This is a genomic window from Pseudomonas sp. AC211 (genome assembly GCF_979258055.1).
Map to the genome: position 1 here is coordinate 2,754,956 of NZ_OZ409830.1, position 23,451 is coordinate 2,778,406.

At 61.3% G+C, this 23,451-nt stretch carries 13 protein-coding genes, 1 tRNA gene and 9 pseudogenes; 10 read left to right on the forward strand and 13 right to left on the reverse strand.

The window, feature by feature from the left end:
- Positions 1 to 413: 413 nt before the first annotated feature.
- Both ACZZZP_RS12890 and ACZZZP_RS12895 read left to right on the forward strand, forming a co-directional pair.
- The gene (locus ACZZZP_RS12890; RefSeq protein ID WP_463536563.1) at positions 414 to 932 is read left to right on the forward strand and encodes a hypothetical protein; all 519 of its coding nucleotides are present in this window, start codon (positions 414 to 416) and stop codon (positions 930 to 932) included.
- Positions 851 to 1,132, forward strand: a complete 282-nt coding sequence (locus ACZZZP_RS12895) for a hypothetical protein (RefSeq protein ID WP_463536564.1) — start codon at positions 851 to 853, stop codon at positions 1,130 to 1,132. The genes ACZZZP_RS12890 and ACZZZP_RS12895 overlap by 82 nt, the downstream gene beginning before the upstream one ends.
- A gap of 176 nt (positions 1,133 to 1,308) precedes the next feature.
- On the opposite strand, the gene ACZZZP_RS12900 is transcribed toward ACZZZP_RS12895, so the two are convergent.
- Positions 1,309 to 1,746 (reverse strand): hypothetical protein, encoded by a 438-nt coding sequence (locus tag ACZZZP_RS12900; protein WP_122495401.1) that lies wholly within the window; start codon positions 1,744 to 1,746, stop codon positions 1,309 to 1,311.
- A gap of 86 nt (positions 1,747 to 1,832) precedes the next feature.
- On the opposite strand from ACZZZP_RS12900, the gene ACZZZP_RS12905 reads away from it, so the two are divergent.
- Positions 1,833 to 2,273 carry a universal stress protein gene (locus ACZZZP_RS12905; protein WP_122450575.1) on the forward strand — a complete coding sequence of 147 codons (441 nt, stop codon included), beginning with the start codon at positions 1,833 to 1,835 and terminating at the stop codon, positions 2,271 to 2,273.
- 121 nt (positions 2,274 to 2,394) lie between these two features.
- On the opposite strand, the pseudogene ACZZZP_RS12910 reads toward ACZZZP_RS12905, so the two are convergent.
- Positions 2,395 to 3,077: pseudogene (locus tag ACZZZP_RS12910) on the reverse strand (DUF6901 family protein).
- A gap of 20 nt (positions 3,078 to 3,097) precedes the next feature.
- Positions 3,098 to 5,006, reverse strand: a pseudogene (locus ACZZZP_RS12915) (ATP-binding cassette domain-containing protein).
- 345 nt (positions 5,007 to 5,351) lie between these two features.
- Between ACZZZP_RS12915 and ACZZZP_RS12920 the strand changes: the two are divergent.
- Positions 5,352 to 7,277 (forward strand): transglycosylase SLT domain-containing protein, encoded by a 1,926-nt coding sequence (locus tag ACZZZP_RS12920; RefSeq protein WP_463382974.1) that lies wholly within the window; start codon positions 5,352 to 5,354, stop codon positions 7,275 to 7,277.
- Between the two features lie 159 nt (positions 7,278 to 7,436).
- On the opposite strand, the pseudogene ACZZZP_RS12925 reads toward ACZZZP_RS12920, so the two are convergent.
- The 6 genes and pseudogenes from ACZZZP_RS12925 to ACZZZP_RS12950 all read right to left on the reverse strand — a co-directional run.
- A pseudogene (locus tag ACZZZP_RS12925) lies at positions 7,437 to 8,233 on the reverse strand (MOSC domain-containing protein); the annotation flags it as partial.
- A gap of 159 nt (positions 8,234 to 8,392) precedes the next feature.
- Positions 8,393 to 9,321, reverse strand: a pseudogene (locus tag ACZZZP_RS12930) (chemotaxis protein CheV).
- A 175-nt stretch (positions 9,322 to 9,496) separates the two neighbouring features.
- Positions 9,497 to 10,404: pseudogene (gene yegS, locus ACZZZP_RS12935) on the reverse strand (lipid kinase YegS).
- A 61-nt stretch (positions 10,405 to 10,465) separates the two neighbouring features.
- Positions 10,466 to 12,030, reverse strand: a pseudogene (locus ACZZZP_RS12940) (FGGY-family carbohydrate kinase).
- Between the two features lie 11 nt (positions 12,031 to 12,041).
- Positions 12,042 to 13,636: pseudogene (locus ACZZZP_RS12945) on the reverse strand (glycerol-3-phosphate dehydrogenase/oxidase).
- Positions 13,633 to 15,225 carry an FAD-binding oxidoreductase gene (locus ACZZZP_RS12950; RefSeq protein WP_463382980.1) on the reverse strand — a complete coding sequence of 531 codons (1,593 nt, stop codon included), beginning with the start codon at positions 15,223 to 15,225 and terminating at the stop codon, positions 13,633 to 13,635. The pseudogene ACZZZP_RS12945 and the gene ACZZZP_RS12950 overlap by 4 nt, the downstream one beginning before the upstream one ends.
- Positions 15,226 to 15,359: 134 nt before the next feature.
- Between ACZZZP_RS12950 and gliR the strand changes: the two are divergent.
- Positions 15,360 to 16,377: pseudogene (gene gliR / locus ACZZZP_RS12955) on the forward strand (AraC family transcriptional regulator GliR); the annotation flags it as partial.
- Between the two features lie 717 nt (positions 16,378 to 17,094).
- Here the strand turns inward: gliR and ACZZZP_RS12960 are convergent.
- The gene (locus tag ACZZZP_RS12960) at positions 17,095 to 18,309 is read right to left on the reverse strand and encodes a molybdopterin molybdotransferase MoeA (protein ID WP_463382982.1); all 1,215 of its coding nucleotides are present in this window, start codon (positions 18,307 to 18,309) and stop codon (positions 17,095 to 17,097) included.
- Positions 18,306 to 18,845: a molybdenum cofactor biosynthesis protein B gene (gene moaB / locus ACZZZP_RS12965; RefSeq protein ID WP_463382983.1), complete on the reverse strand. Its 540-nt coding sequence runs from the start codon at positions 18,843 to 18,845 to the stop codon at positions 18,306 to 18,308. Before moaB ends, ACZZZP_RS12960 begins: the two co-directional genes overlap by 4 nt.
- A 77-nt stretch (positions 18,846 to 18,922) precedes the next feature.
- On the opposite strand from moaB, the gene mobA reads away from it, so the two are divergent.
- The 4 genes from mobA to ACZZZP_RS12985 all read left to right on the forward strand — a co-directional run bounded on the left by mobA (position 18,923) and on the right by ACZZZP_RS12985 (position 20,439).
- On the forward strand, positions 18,923 to 19,534 hold the full coding sequence (gene mobA / locus ACZZZP_RS12970; RefSeq protein WP_463382984.1) for a molybdenum cofactor guanylyltransferase MobA: 612 nt from the start codon (positions 18,923 to 18,925) through the stop codon (positions 19,532 to 19,534).
- 209 nt (positions 19,535 to 19,743) lie between these two features.
- Complete coding sequence (locus ACZZZP_RS12975; RefSeq protein WP_463382985.1) at positions 19,744 to 19,965, forward strand: YgdI/YgdR family lipoprotein; 222 nt, start codon at positions 19,744 to 19,746, stop codon at positions 19,963 to 19,965.
- Positions 19,966 to 20,066: 101 nt separating this feature from the next.
- Positions 20,067 to 20,143, forward strand: a tRNA-Pro gene (locus ACZZZP_RS12980).
- A gap of 104 nt (positions 20,144 to 20,247) precedes the next feature.
- Positions 20,248 to 20,439 (forward strand): hypothetical protein, encoded by a 192-nt coding sequence (locus tag ACZZZP_RS12985; RefSeq protein ID WP_122450560.1) that lies wholly within the window; start codon positions 20,248 to 20,250, stop codon positions 20,437 to 20,439.
- Positions 20,440 to 20,442: 3 nt separating this feature from the next.
- Here the strand turns inward: ACZZZP_RS12985 and ACZZZP_RS12990 are convergent, their stop codons facing one another.
- Together ACZZZP_RS12990 and ACZZZP_RS12995 are read right to left on the reverse strand one after the other, a co-directional pair.
- Positions 20,443 to 20,679: a glutaredoxin family protein gene (locus ACZZZP_RS12990; protein ID WP_463382986.1), complete on the reverse strand. Its 237-nt coding sequence runs from the start codon at positions 20,677 to 20,679 to the stop codon at positions 20,443 to 20,445.
- A 721-nt stretch (positions 20,680 to 21,400) separates the two neighbouring features.
- Positions 21,401 to 21,853 (reverse strand): DUF5610 domain-containing protein, encoded by a 453-nt coding sequence (locus ACZZZP_RS12995; protein ID WP_463536565.1) that lies wholly within the window; start codon positions 21,851 to 21,853, stop codon positions 21,401 to 21,403.
- Between the two features lie 291 nt (positions 21,854 to 22,144).
- On the opposite strand from ACZZZP_RS12995, the pseudogene ACZZZP_RS13000 reads away from it, so the two are divergent.
- Positions 22,145 to 23,447 (forward strand): annotated as a pseudogene (locus tag ACZZZP_RS13000) (OprD family porin).
- Positions 23,448 to 23,451 lie beyond the last annotated feature (4 nt).

Here is a 23,451-nt window from a genome sequence, read left to right on the forward strand (position 1 = left end):
CCGTGCTGCGCAAAGCAAACACTTGATTCATACGCCCGTTTGATTCGGGTGCGCACACCTTCGTAGAAAAGATTGCGCTTGTCAATTGGAGCGATATTTCGTCTTACCTCGTAAGGAAATATCGACCGTGCTGTCAGGGAAAACATTCCAACTGCTCTAGCACGCGCTTACTGCGCTGTAGGGGAATGCCATCATTGTGATGCCGGTGAGCGCTAGTAAAAGCCAAACGGCGCAGGTACAGTCGTCTCAACACGCTGCCAACGCGTGACAAAAAATAAAAACAATGAAGCCCCACGGAGTAACCATGACGAGCCGTCCGCTTGCCATACTGCTGAGCCTCGTACTGACCGCCGCTTCTCCCTTTAGGCGCCCACGCCGCCACCCCCGCCGCCGGAACCGACGCGCTGCTGAAGTTGCATCAGCTACGCCTGGCTGCGCAGAAAAGTCTGGGTGACTTCTACATGTACAACAGCATGGACGGCGATCAGCGCTACGCGCGCTTGATTGAAGAATCGGTACAAAACGCCAACGCGCGTCTGGCCGAGCTAACCGACCTTCCTGGCGACGCTTCCAAGGCCATGCGCGCGCAACTCGCGCAACAGCTCGGCGCGTATGAAAGCGAGTTGAAAAGCCTCACCACCGCGATGAAAACCCAAGGTTTCACCGACCTGCAGCCCGTGGCCGATCTGGCCACTCGCAATCAGCAGCTGATGGCGCTGAGCAACGAGCTGTATGGGAAAATTCAACAAGAAAGCGGCCAGATTGTGCCGCCTATGACTCAGCAGAGCCGCGAGCAAAGTTTGCTCATGCAAGCCATCGCCGTGGACTATGCTTCGCGCGCAGTGCCTCGGTGGGCGGCACCTTTATTGGCAGCGCCGCCGGGGATGAGCAAACCATTGACGACCTGGTCACCCAGTTCGCCGGCAAGCTGACTACGCTTGAGCAGTCGCCACAAAACACCGCGCAGATCCGTGAATCGCTCAACGGCATCAACACCAAATGGCGCTACATCGAAAAATCGCTGAAAAATTACAACGAGAACTCTGTACCTTTCGTGGTCAGTAAGTACTCAGACAGCATTATCGATGGTTTGGAAGGAGTCTCGGCGCAGTACCTGGCCGCCAAGCTTTGACCACAGCACTCGAATTTCCGGCCTGCCTGGCCAACCCAGCCCGAATATGTTTTCGGGCTTTTTTTATGGCGTTTCCAAACCGTAGGAGCCAGCTTGCTGGCGAACCGTGGAAACGCCGTTCGAAGGTCGTGGTTGCAGGATTCGCCAGCAAGCTGGCTCCTACAACAGCGCAGGTGCTAAGCCAGCGCCTTCAACACCGCCGCTACGGGCTCGAGGCCTTGCACCTCACCCGCCTCGCCCCAGCACAGGGAAATCATCTGCGTCGTTGCTTCGACTTTATAAACGTCGGCCGGCAGCGTGTGCAGATGCGGCAGCAGCACGGCGTCGGTGCAGGGCTCACGCCATTGGTTTACCCAATTTCCCGCGCTCATTTGCCAATAACACCAGCTATCGCTCGCCCCTCGGCGGCGGGCGCGGTGGTATTGCGGGCATGGGCTGGGCGGCTCTTCGGGCAGCCAGTGCGGCCATTCCTGACGCGACAACTGCATTCCCAACCCTTTGCTACGCGCGGCCATGCGAATGGCCATACGCCCTTGCTGACGCCGCGAGGGGCGCAGCCAGGCCAACGGGCTCAGCACAACGGCAATAAGCAGCACCACGATCCACACGGTCATACGTTAAATCTCACCATTAAAAGTGCTGCATTTAGCTAACAATCACAGCCATACTTTGATCATTCGCCTCAGGAGGAGTCACCGTCATGCCCTATCAGCACATTCTGGTTGCCTTGGATCTTTCCGAAGAATGCGACCCGGTGATGAAGCGCGCTTATGCGCTCGCCGCCGCCAGCCAGGCCAAGCTTTCGCTGGTGCATATTGTCGAACCGATGGCGATGGCCTTTGGTGGCGACGTACCGATGGACCTGTCCACCCTGCAACAGCAGCAATTCGAACAAGCCCGCGAGCGACTGGACAGCTACTCCGCTAAATATCCCGAACTGGGCCCCGACACGCGCCACCTCGTCTACGGCCAACCGCGCCAGGAAATCCACCGCCTGGCCGCCGAGCAAGGCGCTGATTTGATCGTCGTGGGCAGTCACGGCCGTCACGGCCTGGCGTTGCTGCTGGGTTCCACCGCCAATGACGTACTGCACGGCGCGCCGTGCGATGTGTTGGCCGTGCGGTTGAAAAAGCCGGAATAAATTACTCACCGTCATTCCCGCGAAGGCGGGGATCAAGAATATCGAGGCGTACGCTCATTGCGTGTAACACCGACTATTCTGGGTCCCCGCCTACGCGGGGACGACGGTGCTGGATGTTTAGTTACTCCGGCAAATCCCCCGCACTCATCACCATCGGCCGAATCTTCTGCAACTGGGTTTCCAGCGAGTGGGTGATGCTGGTCGACATCGAAAAAAACGTCAGAAACGCCTTAAGGTTCGAGTCGCCTTCGCACACGTCGTGAATGCGCTGCCAGAACGCCTGATTGACCAGCTGTAATTGTTGGAACAGCCGCACCAGCCCTTCAATTCCCAATCCGCATGCCGCCCTTCACGGAAGTTGAAGTACTGGCGCGACAAGTACAGCGACACCGCGCGCAGAATAAATTCCTGGTTATTGGCAAACGGCAAATGGTTGAACGCCATCGGCTTGAGCTTGCTCAGCACCGGGCAGGCGCTGGTCGGCATGATCAGCCCCAGCAAGGCGCGCAAGCCCTCCTCCAGGCCGACTTGCTTGCTATATTCGCCTCCGGTGTGCGCACCCAGAAATGCGCTTTCTGGAACGCCGGCAAGCCTTGGAAATCCTCGATGACCCGATGCAAATCCACAGCCGCCGGGCAGTGGCTGTACTGCTCGCGCTTGAGCGGGCAGTTGCTGCGTGGTGATACTCAAGCCGCGTCCAGGCCGGCGCCAACAGTGCGCGCTCCTAGTCGTACTCGCGGTCGAGCTCGATGCGATAGCCAAACTCGTGACTATCGTCGAGGAAATCCGGTACTCGATGGCCATTCAGGTCTCCGACAAACAGATCAGGCGTCCAACTCTGCCCAGCGCTCCAACAGCGCGTCCAGTTCTTGCTGCAGCGTTTCCAGCTTGGCCAACACCGCCGCGGTTTCGGCGGCTGGGCGTTGGTAAAAGGTCGGCCCGGCAATTTCTTCATTAACCTGCGCGATCTTGGCTTCCTGCGCGTCAATCAGACCCGGCAGGCTTTCCAGCTCGCGTTGCAGCTTGTAGCTCAATTTCTTTTTCGCAGGCTCTTGTGCCGGTGCGGCAGCCGGCGCAGCAGCGCTAGGCGCAGGCGCCGTGGTTTCCGGTTTGCCCGACTTGCTCTCGCCCACGCCGAGCAAGCGCGGCGATCCGCCTTGGCGCAGCCAGTCCTGATAACCGCCCACGTATTCGCGCACCTTGCCTTCGCCTTCGAACACCAGCGTGCTGGTGACCACGTTGTCGAGGAATGCCCGGTCGTGGCTGACCATCAACACGGTGCCGGCGAAGTTGGACAGCACTTCTTCCAGCAGCTCCAGGGTTTCCACGTCGAGGTCGTTGGTGGGTTCATCCAGCACCAGCAAGTTGGCTGGCTTGCTGAACAGCTTAGCCAGCAACAGACGCGCACGCTCACCACCGGACAGCGCTTTTTACCGGCGTACGGGCGCGCTGCGGGCTGAACAGGAAATCACCGAGGTAACTGAGCACGTGGCGGTTCTGGCCGTCGATTTCGATAAAGTCGCGGCCTTCGGCGACGTTATCGATCACGGTTTCCAGATCCAGCTGATGGCGCAACTGGTCGAAGTACGCCACCTCCAAACGCGTGCCCACTTCCACTTTGCCCTGGGTCGGTTGCAGGTCATCCAGCATCAGCTTGAGCAGGGTGGTTTTGCCGGTGCCGTTGGCGCCGAGCAGGCCGATACGGTCCTGGCGCTGAAGCACCATGGAAAAGTCCTTGATCAACATCGGACCGCCGGCGTGGGCGAAGCTGACGTTGTCCAGCACCATCACCTGCTTGCCGGACTTCTCCGACGTATCCAGCTGGATATTCGCTTTGCCGGTGCGCTCGCGGCGTTCGCTGCGTTCTACGCGCAACGCTTTCAGCGCACGTACGCGGCCTTCGTTACGGGTGCGGCGGGCTTTGATGCCCTGGCGAATCCACACTTCTTCCTGGGCCAGACGCTTATCGAACAAGGCGTTGGCGGTTTCTTCGGCCGCCAGTTGCTGTTCTTTGTGCTCCAGGAAGCTGGCGTAGTCGCCGTTCCAGTCGATCAGGCCGCCACGGTCGAGCTCGAGAATGCGCGTAGCCAGGTTTTGCAGGAAGGAACGGTCGTGGGTGATAAACAGCACAGCGCCCTGGAAGTCTTTGAGGGCGTCTTCCAGCCAGGCGATGGCGCCGATGTCCAGGTGGTTAGTCGGTTCATCGAGAAGCAGCAAGTCCGGCTCGGACACCAGCGCCTGCGCCAGCAGCACGCGGCGACGCCAGCCGCCGGACAGTTCGGCCAAGGTTTTGTCAGCCGGCAATTGCAGGCGGCTCAAGGTGCTGTCGACCAATTGCTGCAAGCGCCAGCCATCTTTGGCTTCGAGTTCTTGCTGCACGTGCATGAGCTTGTTGAGGTCTTCGTCGGTGACGATGTTCATGCTCAGGTGATGGTATTCGGCGAGCAGCGCGCCAACGCCATCAAGGCCCTCGGCCACCACGTCGAACACGGTACGGCCATCGGCTACCGGCAGTTCCTGCGGCAGCTCGCCGATTTTCAGACCGGGGGCGCGCCATACGCTGCCGTCGTCTGGCACACGGTCGCCTTTGACGATACGCAACAGGCTGGATTTACCCGTGCCGTTGCGGCCAATGATGCACACCCGCTCGCCTCGGGCGATCTGCCAGGAAATCTTGTCCAGCAGCGGCATTGCGCCATAGGCCAGGGAAACATCAGTGAACTTGAGCAGCATGGTCGCCTCGAGGGAATAGCTGCGGCCGTGGCGCGATGCACGACAGCCGCTGGAAATCTCTTCGCCACACGCTTTTGGCGTTGGCAAAACTGGGCGCGCATTCTACCGAGTTGCGCCCCTGGCCGGGTGGCATTTTTTTGCGCAAGCGGTCTCTGTGGGAGCGGCTTCAGCCGCGATTGCTGCAAACGCCTTGGCAAAAGCATCGCGACTGAAGTCGCTCCCACAAAACCTCCCGACAGGCACATGGTGCTTTCGCTTTCTCGACCGCCCGGCAAAAGGCTAAGCTACCCAACTTGAGCGCCCAGTCATCGGCGCGCCTTTCAGAATTTTCAGCTCGGAAGTGTCATGCGCGGTCGTCTGCTATGCCTGTTTTCCTGCCTGCTTCTCTCCTCGGTCACCCTCACCGCCTCTGCGGCCACCAGCCTGGCGCAGCAGCGCTTGTTTTATGACGAGGCCAAACGCGCGCTCGCCAAAGGCGACAGCGGCCCGTATCGGATGTACGCCAACGCCCTGTCCGACTATCCGCTTGAGCCATACCTGGCCTACGACGAATTGACCGCCCGGCTGAAAAGCGCCAGCAATGCCGAGATCGAGAAATTTCTGGCCGAGCATGGCGACCTGCCGCAAGCGAACTGGATGAAATTGCGCTGGTTGCGCTGGCTGGCGGAGCGTGGCGACTGGAAGCCGTTCGTTAAGTACTACGACCCGAAAATGAACTTCACCGAACTGGACTGCCTTAACGGCCAGTACCAGCTCATCCATGGCCTGACCGCCGAAGGCTACGCCAGCGCGGAAAAACTGTGGCTGGTGGGCAAGTCGCAGCCCGACGCCTGCGAACCGCTGTTCAACATGTGGGCCAACGCCGGCCAGCTCACCGAAACCATGCGCTGGAAACGCCTCAAGCTCGCCGTGCAAGCGCGTAATTACAGCCTGGCCACCCACCTGACCCAGACGCTTACGACCCTGGCACCCCAGGGCAAACTGATGATCGACGTGGCGCAAAAGCCGACCATGCTGACCCAGACTGGCCGCTTCGCCCCGCCCAGCCAAACCATGGCCGATGTGGTCAGCATTGGCCTGCGCCGTCTGGCCAAGCAAGAGCCGGAAAAAGCCATCAGCCTGCTTAACGATTACACCCAGCGCTTGCCGTTTTCGATGGAAGAAAAAGTGGCCATCGCCCGCGAAATCGGCCTGACCCTGGCGAAAAGCTTTGATGATCGCGCGCTGCCGATCATGACCCAGTACGACCCGGAGCTGCGCGACAACACCGTCACCGAATGGCGCGCGCGGCTGCTGCTGCGCTTGGGCCGTTGGGGCGAAGCGAACCAGCTGATTCGTCGTATGCCGGCTGACCTGGCCAACACCAACCGCTGGCGCTACTGGCAGGCGCGTAGCCAGCAACTGGCCGAGCCAAACAATCCGGGCGCGCTGGTGCTTTACCAACCGGTTTCGAAAGAACGCGACTTCTACGGCTTTATGGCCGCCGATCAGTTGAAAACGCCGTACCAGTTGACCAACAAGCCGCTGCTGCTTGATCCGAAGCTCGTGCAAAAAGTGCGCAACACACCGGGCATTCGCCGTGCGCTGGAATTTCATGATCGCGGCCAGATCGTCGACGGGCGCCGCGAGTGGTACCACGTCAGCCGCTTGTTCAGCCGCGACGAGTTGGTGGCGCAAGCGCGTTTGGCCTATCAGAAACAGTGGTACTTCCCGGCCATTCGCACCATCAGCCAGGCGCAGTACTGGGACGACCTGGACGTGCGTTTCCCCATGGCCCACCGCAATACCTTGGTGCGCGAGGCCAAAGTGCGCGGCCTGCATTCGAGTTGGGTGTTTGCGATTACGCGCCAGGAAAGCGCGTTTATGGACGACGCCCGTTCCGGCGTGGGCGCCAGCGGGCTGATGCAACTGATGCCGGCCACGGCCAAAGAAACCGCACGCAAATTCAGCATCCCGTTTGCCCCGCAGCAATTGCTGGACCCGGACAAAAACGTGCAACTGGGCGCGGCGTACCTGAGCCAGGTACATGGCCAATTCAACGGCAACCGCGTACTCGCCTCTGCCGCTTACAACGCCGGTCCCGGGCGCGTGCGCCAATGGCTGAAAGGCTCGAACCACTTGGCGTATGACGTGTGGGTGGAAACCATCCCGTTCGACGAGACCCGCCAGTACGTGCAAAACGTGCTGTCGTACGCCGTGATCTACGGCTTCAAACTCAACGCGCCACAGCCGCTGGTTGATTGGCATGAGCGGTTCTTTGACGATCAATAAATCGGCGCGCCTGTAGGAGCGGCTTCAGCCGCGATGCTCTTCGGACCAACAGCATCGCGGCTAAAGCCGCTCCCACACTCCAACGCCACGCCGTCATCCCCGCGCAGGCGGAGATCCAGAATCTCGAAGGCAACCAACCCGAGCGAAGCGCCGCGAGCTACTCAACACCTCTACATCCATCCCCACCGCAATCTCCCCAGCCCCTTCATTAATCAGGTTTTGCCCGAAATACACTTCGCCTTCGCGCTCGCGGTAGGTTTTTCAGGGTGGTGAGCGGTTCGCGGTCCAGGCTGCGCTGGCCGGTTTGCGGGTCGATGGTGGTCATGATGCAGCGGGTGCAGCCTTTAACCACGCGGAACTCTGTGGTGCCGATGCGGATGCGTTTCCAAGTGTCTTCGGCATAGGGCTCGCTGCCCTCCACCACCAGATTGGTGCGAAAGCGCAGCATCTCCAGCGGACGGCCGACACGGGCAGACAAATCGTCCAACGAAGCCTGACCAATCAGCAGCAATGGAAAGCCATCGGGAAAACCCACTTTCTCGGTAGGCCCGAGACTGCCCGGAATATCCCGCGCGCGTTCCACTGGCACATGCACCAGGCGGCAGGCTTTGCCGAAAGCGACTGAGCCAATCAGCCGCTTCGTCGCCGGCATCCGGTACCACCATGTTGTCGCTCCAGATAAACGCGCCGCGCACGTTAGCGTCCGGGTCGGGCACCGGCACATCCAGCGCGGGGAAACCTTCGGCGTTCAGCGTCAGGCCGCATTCGGCGTTCCATAACGCTGAGAGCTGCGACATATGCGCCATCGCCCGCTGCGTGAAAAACCGCCCATTGCTGGCATCCACCAACATCCAACGGCGGTCGCCGACCATGCCGATGCTATCGATCTGCGCGCGCTGCAAGCTTTCGCCAATGGCGGATTTCAACGGAAAGCGGTAGAGCGCGGAGAGACGCATAACGAGGTCCTGAAAGGAGGCACAGGCGACCGTTATACGGAATGGATGGGGTGGCGCTCAAGGGGCAAAGCATCGCGGCTGAAGCCGCTCCTACAAACAGCTCGGTCACTGTGGGAGCGGCTTCAGCCGCGATTGGCTGTCACGCCTGGAAGCAAATCGTTACTCGTCGAGCATTAACCGCTCGCGAATGACGTCCACCAACTTGTCCGGCTGAAACTTGGACAGGAAGTTATCGCAGCCCACTTTCTTCACCATCGCTTCGTTAAAGCTGCCCGACAGCGAGGTATGCAGCACCACGTACAGATCTTTCAGGCGCGGGTCGCTGCGAATTTCGGTGGTGAGGCGGTAGCCGTCCATTTCCGGCATTTCGGCGTCGGTGAAGATCATCAGCAGCTTGTCGGTCATCACGTGACCTTCGTCGGCCCACTTTTTCAGCTGATTAAGACCTTTCAGCCCGTCGGTGGCCACATGCAGTTTGAGGCCGAGCTGGGACAAGGTATCGCGCAGTTGCGCCAGGGCGACGCTGGCAGTCATCGACCAGCAGCACTTCGCTGGCCCCGGGCTTTTTCCAGCACCGGGTCGGTGAGGCGGTCGCCGGTAATGGTGGCGTTGTACGGCACGATTTCGGCCAGCACTTTTTCCACGTCGATGATTTCCACCAACTGCTCTTCCACTTTCGTGATGGCCGTCAGGTAGTGCTGGCGGCCGGCGCCACCGGGCGGCGGCAGGATGGAATCCCAGTTGAGGTTGAGAATGCGGTCAACGCCGCCGACCAGGAACGCCTGAACCGAGCGGTTGTATTCGGTAACGATGATGGTGCTGCGCTCATCCGGCACGATGGGGCGCATGCCGATGGCTTGGGACAGGTCGATGACTGGAAGCGTCTGGCCACGCAGGCTGACGACGCCGCACACGAACGGATGGCGGTGCGGCATCAGGGTCAGTTTTGGCATTTGCAAAACTTCCTGCACCTTGAACACGTTGATGGCGAAAAGCTGCCGGCCTGCCAGGCGGAACATCAGAATTTCCAGGCGGTTCTCACCCACTAGCTGGGTGCGTTGGTCCACTGAGTCGAGAATGCCGGCCATGCTGTGCTCCTGTTGTGTCTGTCGAGTCTAGCTGTTGCTTGCAACCTTATCGGCTGCATGTGACACAACTGAAATGTGTCCGCGCCAAAGGGTGCCATCATGCCGTGCCATCACTGCAAGCACCAGCACAGCGCCGAGTCTGCGCTGCCTTGGCGGGCGCGTCCACGACCTCTAATCAGGGTAGCAGTGCCTGGCCCAATAGCGGCGAACCAGGCGGCAGGTGCACGCGCAACGCCGCCGGCCGGGCATTGAAGCGCAGCGCGCGGCTTTCCAGCGGTTCGCCATCCAGATTGAGGTCGAGCCCTTCCGGCGCCTCGATTTCAACCCAGGGCAGGCGCGCATTGATCGACACACTCTCCAGCCCAAGAATGCCGCCCGACAACAGCGTGCCCAACGTACCGACTACATCCTGTGGCGCCGGCACGATGCAGATATCCAGCAGCCCATCGTTCACGCACGCCTGCGGGCAGAGCATATGGCCGCCGCCCGCCTGCCGACCGTTGCCGATGCCCAGGGCCAGAAAGTCGCCTTCCCAGGAAAAGTCCGGGCCTTTGAAGCGCCCGAACGCGGCGTGCACATCCGAAAACCGCGTCAGCCCGGTGAGCAAATACGCCGCCCCGCCCAATACGCGCTTGAGTTCTTCCGGCGTATTCGCGGTGATTTTCGAACCGAAGCCGCCCGTGGCCATGTTCAGGAATAGCTGCCCGTCGACCTCGCCCATATCAATGGGCAGCGCCTCCTCATCCAGCAGTGCCAGCGCTTCGAGCGGCAAAAGCGGCACGCCAGCGGCGCGGGCGAAATCATTGGCGGTGCCCAGCGGCATCAGCGCCAGGCTGGCATCGCTGTCGGCCAGGGCCATGGCTTCGGCCACATCGCGCAGGGTGCCGTCGCCGCCGCCCGCGATGATCGTTGGATAACCGGCGGCCAGCGCCTCGCCGACCAGACGCTGGGCATCACCGCCCTCCACGTCACGCGTACGGCCAAGTCCCAGCCGGCATCGCGCTGGGCTTGTACGGCGGCGCGCACGTCTTCGTTGAGGGCTTGTTTGCCATGCAGAATCAGTAAGGCTTTGCGCTCGTTCATCAATTAATCCTTTAGTGCCCCCGCCAGGCCACCCAGACGTGACGACGTCGCTGTGACACGCCTAGGACGGGTAGCCGGTGATGCTTCGAATGCTTTGGTACAACGGTTTGAGTTGCTTATACATCCGTTGGTACACCTCGCGGTACAAGCGTTCATAGATTCGTTGCGCCGACGGGTTGGGCTCGAACACGCGACCCACGCGGGTCATGGCCGCGATGGCGGTGGGAAAGTCCGGATGCAGGCCCAACCCCACGGCACAATCGATAGCCGCGCCCAGCCCCGAGGTTTCGTAAACGTGCGGTCGCTCGGCGGGCAGGCCGAAAATATCCGCCGTAAGCTGCATGGCCGCATCGCTTTGCAGGAACCGCCGCCCGATACGCGCAGACGGGTGATTTTGCTGCCCGAGCGTTTCTCGATCTGCTCCTTTTCCCCCTGGCGCAGCGCATACGCCAGCCCTTCGAGAATGGCGCGGTAAATATGCGCGCGGGTGTGCACATCGCCGAAACCGATGATCGAGCCCTTGGCCTCCAGCCCCGGCTCACGGATGCCGGGCGTCCAGTACGGCTGCAACATCAGGCCCATGGAGCCGGCCGGCACGCTGTTCACCAGTTCGTCAAACAACGCCTCGGGCTCGACGCCCAGTTGTTTGGCGCGCTGCATCTCGCGCAGGCCGAACTCTTGCTTGAACCAGCTGACCATCCAGAAGCCGCGATAAATCATCACCTCGGTATTGAAGTGATCGGGAATCGCTGCCGGAAAAGGCGGAATCAGCGGCACCGTTTCCAGGTAAGTGCGCCGCGTGGTGTTGATGGTTGCTGTGGTGCCATACGACAAACACGCCGTGCTCGGCTCCACCCCGCCCGCCCCCAGCACTTCGCAAGCTTTATCGGCGCCAGCGGCAATCAGCGGCAAGCCTTCGGGAATGCCGGTATGGCGGCTGGCCTCGGCACTGATCACGCCCAGGCGCTCGCCCGGCTTTACCAATTCCGGCAATTGCTGCTCACGCACCGGCATCGCCTGCCATTTCCAATCACGGCGGCTGGCCCATTTCAGGCGCTTGTAATCGAACGGCAGGTAACCCACGCAGCACGCCACCGAATCCACGAACTTCCCGCACAAACGGTGGGTAAGGAAACCGGAGAGCAGCAGTACTTTGTCGGTTTTTGCCCACAGGGCCGGCTCCTGTTGTGCCAACCAGTTCACCTCGGCCTGGGCGCGAAAATAATCAACGGTGGCCTCTTCGCGAATCAGCTTGAACAGCCAGCCCCACGGCCCCTTGATCGCGCCGCGCACCTCGGCGCGGCGCTGGTCGAGCCAGAGAATGGCCGGACGCAGCGGCGAGCCTACGGCGTCGACGGTGATGATGGTGCCGCGCTGGGTGGTCAGCGACACGCCTTTGATCTGGTTTTTATCGATGTCCACTTGCTGCCACAACAGCCGGCACGCTTCGCCCAGGCTGTGCCAGTAATACTCGGGATCTTGCTCGGCCCAGCCGGGTTGCGTGGAGTAATACGCCTGCAAATCTACCTTGCCCTTGCCGAGCAGATTGCCCTGCAAATCAAACAGCAAGGCGCGCACGCTCTGGGTGCCGTTATCGATGGCCAGCAGGTAACTTTTTTCGCTCATGGCTCGGGCCTTTATTGTTCTTTTGCCGGCAGGCTGTAGCAGCGCTGCCATAGGCTCAGGTACTGCTGTTGTTCCTGCTGCCAGCGCTCATCGCTCCAGCCGAGGCGCCCCTGGCAGACCTGCTGAATGCGCGGTAAAAACGCGGCGCCGCCGTTGGCCAGCAGCAAACCCAGCCGCGTGCGGCGCAGGAGCAAGTCATCCAGGTGCAGCACCAATTCGTGTTCCGCCGCGAAAGCCAATTCGGCCCACAACGTGTCGGGTGGCGCCGACGCTTTCAGCCCCGAGCTGTTCCAGCAGCGCCTGCAACAACGGCAACTGGCAACCGTAGCGACCCGCCAGGCGCCGCTGTTGCATAGCGCCCAACCCGGCCAGCATCACGCTCGGCATCGGCCGAAACACGGCGCTGCCGTTATCGCTGACGGTTTTGCCCAGCATCGGCGCGCAAGCGTTGAGCACGTCCAAAGCCAGTAAGCGAAAGGTGGTGAGCTTGCCGCCGGCCAGCGTCACGGCGCCGGGTTCGGTCCACAGCACATGCTCGCGTTTTTCATCCGACGGTTTCAGGCTGCCCGCGCCGCTGGTAACCACCGGCCGCACGCCGGCCCAGGTCGACAGCACGTCAGCTGCGCCAATGTTGGCCTGGGGAAACTGCTGCTCGCAGGCGCTGAGCAGGTAGTCCACTTCGACTTGGCTAATGCGGGCTTCCTGGTCGATGTCGTCGGCGTGGTCGAGGTCGGTGGTGCCAATGACCGTGGCGCCTTCCCACGGAAAGACAAACACCGGCCGCCGATCACTGGCATGCATAAAGCTGAACGCGTGAGCCACCGGCAAGCGCCAGGCCGGCACCAGCAAGTGACTGCCGCGCAGCGGGCGGATGTGCTCGTCGGTGTGCGTGCTGCGCAAGCGGTCAGCCCAGGCGCCCGTGGCCTGCGCCACCACCCCGGCCTTGAAGTGGATAGCGCTCACCGCTTTCGCTGTCTTCAGCCGTAAGGCCCACCACCCGGCCGTCAGCGCGGTTCAGCTCCAGCACTTTCAGGCCATTGAGCGCTTCGGCGCCGTCGGCCCGCGCTTCGCCGAGCACGCGCATCACCAGGCGGGCGTCGTCGGTGACGGCATCGTAAAAACGCGTGCCGCCCTGTAGTGCGTCGTCCTTCAAACCCGGCGCCAGGTAGCTCAGCTCGGCTTTGCGAAAAAACTGATGGTTACGTTTGCCCGCCAGCGCGTCGTACACCCGCAGCAAGCCACCGAACACCTTCGGGCCGGGAAATTGGCCGCTGTAATGCGGCATCACAAAGCTGAGCGGCTCGACCAAACCCGGCGCCTCGCCCAGCAAGCGTTGGCGCTCGTGCACGGAATCGCGGGTCAGCTTGAACTGGCCTTTGGCGATATACCGCAGCCCGCCGTGGACCATCTTCGACGAGCGACTGGACGTGCCCCAAGCAAAGTCGCGCTGCTCAATCAGCAGGCAACGCCAACCGCGCCGCGCCGCCTCGCGCAAAATTCCAGCACCACTGATGCCGCCGCCGACCACAATCACATCCCACTCGCGCGCGGCCAATTCAGCGAGCGCCGTTTCTCGCCAGGCGGCGTTCCACCGGGCGACGGTCATTTCAGCAGCACGCCCGGATTAAGGCGCTGGTCCGGGTCGAAATGGTTGGCCATGGCCTGCAACGCGGCGATGCCCAGTTCGCCCTTCTCCACCGGCAAATACGGCGCATGGTCGCGGCCAACGCCATGTTGATGGCTGATGGTGCCGCGGTTATTCACCACCGTGCTGCTGGCCAGGTGCTTGAGCTTCTGCCAGCGCGCGTGGGTGGTGGCGTAGTCGGTACCGGGGCGAAACACGTAGGTGGTGTAGATGCTCGAGCCTTCGCCGTAGACGTGGGACAAGTGGGTAAACACGTGCACCTGCTCACCTTCGTCCGTCAGACCGCCGCGCAGGCTGGCTTCGATTTTGTTCAGCAGGTTGTCGACATTGGCCCAGTCGGTCGCGGTTTCCAGCGTGTCGACGGCATAGCCGGCCTGCCACAAACCTTCGCGCAGGTACGGAAAGCGAAAACGCCCCTCTGCCCATTTCTTCCCAAGCAAGGTGCCGGTGAACACGCCACCAAAACCCTTCAGCAACTTTTTCGCTTGCTTCAACGACAGCGCGTTCTGCGCGCGATTGCCGGTAACACCAAAGGTCAGCATGCACTTGCCGTCACGCGCGCCGCGCAGGGCCAGGTATTTCTCAAGCCAGGCGATCTGCTCGGGGTGGCCGGCCAGGGCCAGTTGGGTTTTGGTTTCGATGGCGTTGGACAAACGCAGCATCGACAGCGGCACCCGCGCCTGCCCCAAGGTGCGAATCGCCTCCAGCGCCTGCGGCCACGAAGGTAAAAACACGGAATAAAATTTTTCGTCGACCGCCAGTTTGGTGACCCGCACCTGCACCGAGGAAATCACGCCAAAACGTCCTTCCGACCCCAGCACCATTTCGCGCAGATCCGGCCCGGCGGCCGAGGCTGGAAAGGTCGGAATCTGCAAGGTGCCAGCAAAGGTCTCCATCGTTCCGCCGGCAAACAGCTGCTCGATGCGCCCATAGCGCAACGACTGCTGACCACTGGAACGGCTGGCCACCCAACCGCCGAGGGTCGAGAGCTCCCACGACTGCGGGAAATGGCCGAGCGTATAACCGCGCGCGCGCAACTGGCTTTCCACCTGCGGGCCATTGGCGCCGGGGCCGAAGGTGGCGATCAGGCTCTGCTCGTCCAGCTCCAGCAGGCGGCTCATGCGCTCCAGCGACAGGGTGAGCACCGGCTTGTCGCCGGCTTGCGGATTGATATGCCCCGCCACCGAGGTGCCGCCGCCGTAGGGGATAACCAGCACGTTTTGGGCCGCAGCCCAGGCGAGCAGCTCGCGAATTTGCGCGGGGGTTTCCGGGAAGGCGACGCCATCGGGAAACACCTCGAAGCGCCCTTCGCGCATCGCCAGCCAGTCCGGCAGGCTTTGGCCACGGGCGTGACGCACGCGGGTTTCAGCATCGGTGCTCACCAACGGGTGAATGGCCAGGCGCGAGACCGGCACCTGGGCCAGCACGTGGGCCAGAGTGGCATCCGGCAATGGCTGACCGGGGCCGATCAACTCAGCCAGAAACGCGCCGCCATGTGCCGGCAACTCCACCACCGTGGCCTCGTCACCCCAACCGTTCCAACGCCGCATTGCTGTCTCCTTGTGCCAGTTTCGAACGTGCTCTATGGGTACGTATACTAGCGAGCCGCTTGGGAAGGTCACTGTCGAAACAAGACAGCCAAAGTGGCCAATCAAGACAGTCCACCCAGAACAAGAAAAACGCCATGCAAGCACTTGGCTACACCTCCGTTCCCGCCCTGCTCAAATACCTGCGCCACGCCGAGCACCTGGGCGTAGACACGGCCGCCGCGCTCGCCGCTGCCGGCCTGACCGCCAGCGACCTCGACGACAACAGCCGGCGTCTGCCCAGCGAAGCCCACGAAAAACTCCTCGAGCATTTGCTGCGTGAATCCGCCGACCCGCTGTTCGGGCTGCACGCCGGGCACTTTACTCAGCCGGGGTCGTGGAGCGTGCTGGGCTACATCACCATGAACTGCGCGACGCTGGGCGAAGCCATGAGCCGCATCGTGCCGTACGAAAAGTTGGTGGGCGACATGGGCGTCAGCCGCCTGGAACCGGCGGGCGACCACCTGCGGCTGATTTGGAGTTGTCGGCACCAGCCGGCCGATATTCGCCGGCATATGGTCGAAAACGTGCTGACGTCCTGGCTGCTTTACGCGCGCTGGATCGCCGACATGGACCGCTCGCCCCAGGCCGTGTGGTTCGAGCATCCGCAACCGCCCGGCACCGAGCTGGCCGAGTATGAACGCGTGTTCGGTTGCCCGGTGCACTTCGAACAGCCGGTTAATGCCCTGCTGGTGCCGATGGAGTACCTCCACGTGCCGCTGCGCCAGGCCGATGCCAACTTGCTGCGCACCTTGGAAGAACACGCCCTGACCCTGATGGCCGGGCTGGACGAAGGCGAGCCGCTACCGCTGCGGGTGAAAAACGCCCTGCGCTTGCTGCTCAAAGATGGGCTGCCGCGCAAGGAACGGGTGGCAGAAAAATTCGACATGACCGTGCGCACCCTGCAACGGCACTTGCAACTGGCGGGCACCAGCTATCAAGAGATTCTCGACCAGTTGCGACAGGAACTGGCTGAGCACTACCTGACGCGCAGTACGTTGCCGGTGCAGGACATTGCGTATTACCTGGGGTTTACCGAATCACGGTCGCTTTCACCGCAGCTTTAAAGGCTGGACGGGGATTACGCCGGGGGAGTATCGGGAGCGGCATCGTAAGGCGGGGGTAGGTGTTGGGTTGGATGAGGTGCGCGTCTGCTCGATGGGGTTTCGGATTGGCTCAGTTGCTTCGCTCTGGCTTGAGATTCTGGATTCCGAATTGTCGGACCACCGCCTGCGCGGGAATGACGGAGGATTTTCCAGACACCACCGTCATTCCCGCGAAAGCGGGAATCCAGAGTTTCTGAGCGGAGTTCGGTTCCGGGTTCGCCACATTTCCCGCGTCGGAATAGATCACCAAGCGCCTCGATTGCTTTACCCGGCGAGAGATTCTGGATTCCCGCCTGCGCGAGGATGACGGTGATGGATGAAAAAACCTCCGTCATCCCCGCGTAGGCGGTGGTCCGACAATTCGGGATCCAGAGTTTCGGAGCGGAGTGCAGTGCTGGATTCGCCACCTTTCCCGCATCGGATTGGATGGCCGATCGCTTCGGTTGGTTTGTTCGGCGAGAGATTCTGGATTCCCGCCTGCGCGGGAATGACAGTGATGGATGAAAAACCTCCGTCATCCCCGCGTAGGCGGTGGTCCGACAATTCGGGATCCAGAGTTTCGGAGCGGAGTGCAGTGCTGGATTCGCCACCTTTCCCGCAACGGAATGGATGGCCGATCGCCTCGATTGCTTTGCCCGGCGGAAGACTCTGGATCCCGAATCGTCGGACCGCCGCATTCGCGAGGATGACGGTGATAGATGAAAAAACCTCCGTCATCCCCACGCCTCTAATTCAACACTTCACTCAACGGAATAAAATTCACGCTATCCCCTTCCCCCAACGTCCGCCCCTCTGGCACTTCCACCAGCCCTTCAGCCCACGCCGCACTGCGCAGCACGCCCGAGCTTTGGTTGCTGTAAAGCACCGCCCTGCCGTCTTCAATCCGCGCCCGCAAATATTCGCGGCGCTCGCCGGCAGTACGCCAGACAAACCCGGCCGGCACGGGTAACCGCAGCGGCGTGACTTCGCTCACCCCCATGCGCCGCAACAGGTACGGCCGGGCCAGCAGCGCAAAGGTCACCAGCGTAGACGCCGGGTTGCCCGGCAAACCAATCACCGGCACGCCACGGAAATGGCCAAACGTCAGCGGCTTGCCCGGTTTAATCGCCAATTTCCACAGCGTCAGTTCGCCTTCTTCGCGCAGGGCATGGCCGAGGAAATCCGCCTCGCCCACTGACACGCCGCCGGTGGAGAGAATCAGGTCCACCCGGTCAAAACCGCCGAGGCGCTCGCGGGTTTGCTCGAGGTTGTCCGGCAAAATGCCGCCGTCCACGACCTCGCAACCCACCTGCCGTAACCATTGGCAAAGCAACGTGCGGTTGCTGTTGTAGATTTGCCCAGGGCCAAGGGGCTGGCCGGGCTCGATCAGTTCATCGCCGGTCGACAACACGGCCACACGAGGACGGCGAACCACGCTGAGTTCCGCCACGCCAAGGGTGGCGCACAGGCCGAGTTTGATCGCGTTCAAACGCGTGCCAGCGACTAGAACCGTCTCGCCGACTCGCGTTTCCTGGCCTTGCGGGCGGATGTTCTGGCCGACTTTCAGTGGCTCGGTAAAACGCACGCGACCGTCTTCCAGCACCTCGGCGTTTTCCTGCATTTCCACCACATCGGCACCCGCGGGAACCGGTGCGCCGGTGAAAATCCGCGCGCAGGTTTCGGGCTGCAGCGGTTGCGGCGCCTGGCCGGCGAAAATGCGTTGGCTCACGGGCAATGGCTCGCCCTGCCAATCACCCACGCGCAGGGCGTAACCGTCCATGGCGCTGTTGGGCCAGGGCGGTAGATCCAGGGTGGCGATCAACGGTTCGGCCAACACCCGACCGTGAGCGTCTGCTAGCACCACGCGCTCGGTTTCGGCGATGGGCGTGGTTTCGGCCAGCGTCAGCAAGCGCTCCAGGGCCTGCTCGACCGGCAGCAGCGCGCTGCGTTTGCCCTCACTCATCCGCGCGTCTCGCAGGGCGCGGCTTGCTTGAGGTGCGGCACGAAATTGCATGGGCGGTGACGGTTATCCAACTGTTCGGCGAGGATGCCGTCCCAGCCGGTGCGGCAGGCGTTGGTCGAGCCCGGCAGGCAGCAAACCAACGTGCCGTTGGCAAGCCCGGCGAGGGCGCGGGATTGAATGGTGGAGGTGCCGATATCCGGCACGGATATCTGGCGGAACAGCTCGCCAAAACCATCGACTTGTTTGTCCAGCAAACACGCCACCGCTTCCGGCGTGCTGTCGCGGCCGGTGAAGCCGGTGCCGCCAGTAATCAACACGACTTGCACGGTGTCTTCGGCAATCCAGGTGGCGACCTGGGCGCGAATTTTGTACAGATCATCTTTAAGCAGCACGCGGGCGGCGAGGTGATGGCCGGCGGCGGTGAGGCGGTCGACAAACAGCTGACCCGAGGTGTCGGTTTCCAGCGAGCGGGTGTCGCTGACGGTGAGAACGGCGATATTCAGGGGCACAAAGGGTGCATCAGCCTTGGTGTTCATAGGCTCAAATCCGGTTGTGGGGGAGGCAGGTCGGTGTTTATATCACAGCCCTCGCCTCTCTCGCGCCGGAAGCCTGCATGACCGATTTGCCCACCCTGCCCGCCTGTTCCGTTCTGCTGTTAGCCGGTGGCCGTGGCCAGCGCATGGGCGGCCAGGACAAGGGCCTGGTGCACTGGCGCAACCAGCCATTGATCGCCCATTTGCACGCCCTCACCCGGCCGCTCACGGACGACCTGATTATTTCCTGCAACCGCAACCACGCTTCCTACGCGCCTTATGCCGATGGGCTGGTGAGTGACGACAACGCTGATTTCTGCGGCCCGCTGGCCGGCATCCGTGCGGGTTTGGCGGTGGCGAAACACGATTGGTTGTTGGTGTTGCCATGCGATGCGCCGCTGATTGATTTGGCGCTGATCGAAGCCATGCGTGCCGCCGCGCATCAGCAACAAAAGCCGCTGATGCTGCGTCGCGGCGCGCAATGGGAACCGCTGTTCAGCGTGGTGCCCACCTCCATCGCCGCTGGTGTTGACCAGGCCTGGCAAGCCGGCAAGCGCAGCCCCCGGCAGGCGTTCGAATTGCAGGGCGCGGTGTATTTGGATTTGGCGGAAGACGATGGGCGTTTGGCGAATTTGAATACGCCGGAGTTGCTGCACGAGACGGAGCGCCCGTCAGGTTTCGAACATTCGTAGGCCACGGCAGTTCTGTAGGAGCGACTTCAGTCGCGATTCCTGGAAAAGGTGTTCTGTTGGAAAACCGAGTAAACGCCATCGCGACTAAAGTCGCTCCCACAAGTTGGCCTGCGCTACTGAACTTGGCCGCTTCGCTTGCGTCTCATGCTTCGTGAAAAAAAGCTGAACCACCTGCGCAGACGTCGGTCTGCGCGCATCGGAGAATAACTATGAATCAGCGGATCATCCCCGCCTTTGTTTTAGCCGCTGGCCTTGTTGCCCTTGCCGGCTGTTCGTCGCCGTCAGTGATCACCTTGAACGACGGTCGCGAAATTCAAACCGTTGACCAACCCGAGTACGACAGCGACTCCGGTTTCTATGAATTCGAGCAGTTGGACGGCAAGCGCACCAAGGTCAACAAAGACCAGGTACGCACGGTCAAGGAACTCTGAGGCTCGGCTCAAGCCAAATAAAAAGGGGCTAGCGCGGCCGAGAAAAATTTCCGCCTAACCCCTTGTGCGCTAAAACTTTTTCAGTAAAATCTGGCCTCATTCGGAGTGTAGCGCAGCTTGGTAGCGCGTCTCGTTCGGGACGAGAAGGTCGCAGGTTCGAATCCTGTCTCTCCGACCAATCCCTGAAAAACCCGCCCTCTTGGCGGGTTTTTTATTGGCCGCGGTTTAGCCTTTACTGGATGCTGTGCAGCCAGCCACTTTTTTCTTAAAAGAGAGCAAACAATGAGCGCGGAAAAAACCGTAAACGGTTATGTGATCAAGCAGATCGGCGCCGGCAATTGGTGGGTGTGTTCGGCCGCTGGCGAGCAAGTGGCCGGCCCGATGCCCACCGAGAAAATGGCTTGCGAAGTGGCCGAGGTCTTTCAGGACACGCCCGCCTCTCCTCGCCGTCGCGGCGAGTCGCGGGACGATTAACGCTTACTGAAGAAAGGCGACAATCTGGTCGGCATCGAACGGCCAGTTCAACTCCGCACCGGTGTCGCAGCGGCGCAGCACCGGAATGCGCAGGCCGTAGGTTTCCACCTGCGTTTCGTCTTCACCAATGTCGACCAGTTCGACCAGCAAACCGTGTTCAACAAACGGCATCAGCAGCGCCTCGGCCACCTCACATAGGTGACAACCCAGGGTGCCGAAGAGTTGGCATTCGGGAAGCATGACTGCGCCTCAAGCAAAAAGATGAGGCGCAGTTTAGCTGACTCACTGACCGCTGGCAGCGGCGGTCGCGGTGGTGCTTTGCGCTTGCGGGGTGATCAAGCCTTTGAGGCCGTCAAGCAGGCGGTCGTTGAGCGTTTGCGCCTTGTCGAGATCTTCCTGGTCGAAGCGGTCATCCAGACTGAACGCGCCTTTGAGCAGGTCGGACATAACCTTCGCCGGATTATCCGACAAGCCGCTGGCCGTCTGCAGACCGTCCACCAAACTCTTGGCGTAGTCGTTGAGCGCACTGTTGCTGGCGCCGGCTTTGCTGCCGCCCGCCACCGAGCCATAGGTTTCGGTGGCGCGTACGCTGGCGGTGGTCATGTTCAGCGACATGCTCGCCAGTTGCGTGCCGTTGATATCCAGCTTCACCGCCTGGTCAAACGCGCCTTGAAGATCGCCGGAATAGAACTTGTCGGAGATGTCGGAAACTTTGCTGAACAAGTCCTTCAGTGAAGCCATCTCCTCTTCATTCAGGTCGCCGTCCACTTCCACCGAATAGCCGGCCACCTGCATGGTTTTGGTCGATGAGCCATCTGCAGATTTAGTGCTCTCGCTGGACGACGCATTGGCGGCCAGAATGCGTACTTTGTCGCCGTCCAGCGTGGTCAGGCTCATGTCAAAGCTCTGCGCCTGCGCTTGGTAATTGCGGTCGCTGTAGTCGCCGGTGATCGAGGTGCTTTCACCCGGTTGGGTGCCGCTGGCGAGGCACGCCCAGGCTTTCGCCGAGCTTGTCCAGGCCAGCGGTAATTTTGCTGTAGGTTTCTTCGATGTCGGCGGCGACCTTGCCGCCCAGCACACCCAGCCCATCGAGAATTTTCTTCGCCTCAGCGAAGCCTTTTTCAATGCCTTTGCGTGCCTGCTCGAGCATGTCTTGCAGCTCGGCGTTGTCGGCGCCAGAGGCCGCTTTGCTTTTGATACCGCCTTCCACAAAGCCAAGAATCCGGTCGGCCACTTTGTCGGGCGTGTAGTTGCTGGCTTTGTCGTTCAGGTCGCCGGGCTTGAGGCCCAAACGGTCGGCCAGACGGTTGGCCAAGGTTTTCTGCGGATCGATGGCACCGGCGCCAGCGGACGAAGCGCCCACATTTCCAGTGCGCAGGTTGGTCGGCAGAAAAGCAGCAGATGAAGTAGCCATGGTCGTTTTCCTCGACGAGACATCTGCAAGGTTGACGACACCGTTTGCCAAAAGTTGAGGGCATTTCGCCACACGGCCGACCGATGGTCCTACGGCTATTTGGGAAAAACCCTATAGCAGAAGCCCTAGCATGCGGCTTAGCGGGCGGACGAAACGGCGCCTCGACTTGGCCCGAGCGCCCGGCCGACTAAGGTCTAAAAGGCGCTATTGATTTCCCCGTGCTTAGATTCACACGCGGTCACAAAACGGTCCACCACCACCGACCGATCCGCACACGAGGAGAAAACAATAATGAGCAAAGCTCACCTCGCCCACGCTGTAGCCCTGGCTACCGTTGGCACTTCGCTAACCCTTCCCACGCTTGCCTATGCAGACTTCATCAAAGACAGCAAAGCCAGCCTGGAGCTGCGCAACTTCTATATGAACCGCGACTATCGCCAGGATGGCAGCCCCAACCCGCCGGGCGTGACGGGCAAACCCGGCGAATTTCGCAGTAAGTCTGAAGAATGGGCGCAAGGCTTTTTGCTGCGCTATGAATCGGGCTATACCGACGGCACTGTTGGCGTTGGTGTCGACGCGTTGGGCACGCTGGGGGTGAAACTGGATTCCGGCCGTGGCCGCACCGGCACCGGCCTGTTGCAAGTAGACCGCGACACCGGCGAGGCGCAAGACACCTACGGCGACCTTGGCGTGACGGCAAAACTGAAAGCCTCGAAAACCACGCCTCAAGGTTGGCGCCTTGATGCCCAAGGTGCCAGTGCTGCAAGCCAACGACTCGCGCCTGTTGCCGCAGATTTTCCAGGGCGGCCAGCTCAACTCGCTGGACATTGACAACCTGACCCTGGATGCCGGCCAACTGAAGCGGGTGAACTACCGCGACTCGTCCGACTACGAAGAAATGGTCATCAACGGCGGCGGCCGGCGCAACATCGTCGCCACGGCCGGGCTGACCAGCGATGAATTCAACTTCGCCTCTGGCAGCTACAAATGGAACGACCAGCTCACCACCGCCTACAGCTACGGCAACCTGGACGAGTTCTATAAACAGCACATCGTCAACCTCACCCACGTGCTGCCGCTGGCGGACAAACAGTCGCTGAAATCCGACATCCGCTACGCCCGCTCCCGCGACGACGGCAGCAGTAATGTCGATAACAACGCCCTGGGCGCCATGTTCACCTACAGCCTCGGTGGCCACGCCTTTGGCGCCGGTTACCAACGCATGAGTGGCGACACCGGGTTTGCCTACGTCAACGTCACCGATCCGTTCCTGGTCAACTACGTGCAGATCGGCGACTTCGCCAACAAAGACGAAAAATCCTGGCAGCTGCGCTACGACTACAACTTCGCCGCCATCGGTCTTCCCGGCCTGACGTTTATGACCCGCTACCTGAACGGCGACGATGTGGAGCGTGCAGGCGGCGACAACGATGGCAAGGAATGGGAACGCAACATGGACATCGCCTACGTGTTCCAGGACGGCCCGTTGAAAAACCTCGGCGTGAAATGGCGCAACGCCACAGCGCGGTCGAACTTTGGCAATGACCTGGATGAGAACCGGCTGATTGTGAGTTACACGGTCGGGTTGTGGTGAGGCG

Bases quoted from the DNA above. Each gene is read 5' to 3' on its own strand.
- mobA (WP_463382984.1), top strand. From the start codon at position 18,923: ATGACCGATTTGCCCACCCTGCCCGCCTGTTCCGTTCTGCTGTTAGCC.
- ACZZZP_RS12920 (WP_463382974.1), top strand. From the start codon at position 5,352: ATGCGCGGTCGTCTGCTATGCCTGTTTTCCTGCCTGCTTCTCTCCTCG.
- ACZZZP_RS12975 (WP_463382985.1), top strand. From the start codon at position 19,744: ATGAATCAGCGGATCATCCCCGCCTTTGTTTTAGCCGCTGGCCTTGTT.
- ACZZZP_RS12960 (WP_463382982.1), bottom strand. From the start codon at position 18,309: ATGAGTGAGGGCAAACGCAGCGCGCTGCTGCCGGTCGAGCAGGCCCTG.
- ACZZZP_RS12985 (WP_122450560.1), top strand. From the start codon at position 20,248: ATGAGCGCGGAAAAAACCGTAAACGGTTATGTGATCAAGCAGATCGGC.
- moaB (WP_463382983.1), bottom strand. From the start codon at position 18,845: ATGAACACCAAGGCTGATGCACCCTTTGTGCCCCTGAATATCGCCGTT.
- ACZZZP_RS12950 (WP_463382980.1), bottom strand. From the start codon at position 15,225: ATGCGGCGTTGGAACGGTTGGGGTGACGAGGCCACGGTGGTGGAGTTG.
- ACZZZP_RS12900 (WP_122495401.1), bottom strand. From the start codon at position 1,746: ATGACCGTGTGGATCGTGGTGCTGCTTATTGCCGTTGTGCTGAGCCCG.
- ACZZZP_RS12990 (WP_463382986.1), bottom strand. From the start codon at position 20,679: ATGCTTCCCGAATGCCAACTCTTCGGCACCCTGGGTTGTCACCTATGT.
- ACZZZP_RS12905 (WP_122450575.1), top strand. From the start codon at position 1,833: ATGCCCTATCAGCACATTCTGGTTGCCTTGGATCTTTCCGAAGAATGC.
- ACZZZP_RS12995 (WP_463536565.1), bottom strand. From the start codon at position 21,853: ATGGCTACTTCATCTGCTGCTTTTCTGCCGACCAACCTGCGCACTGGA.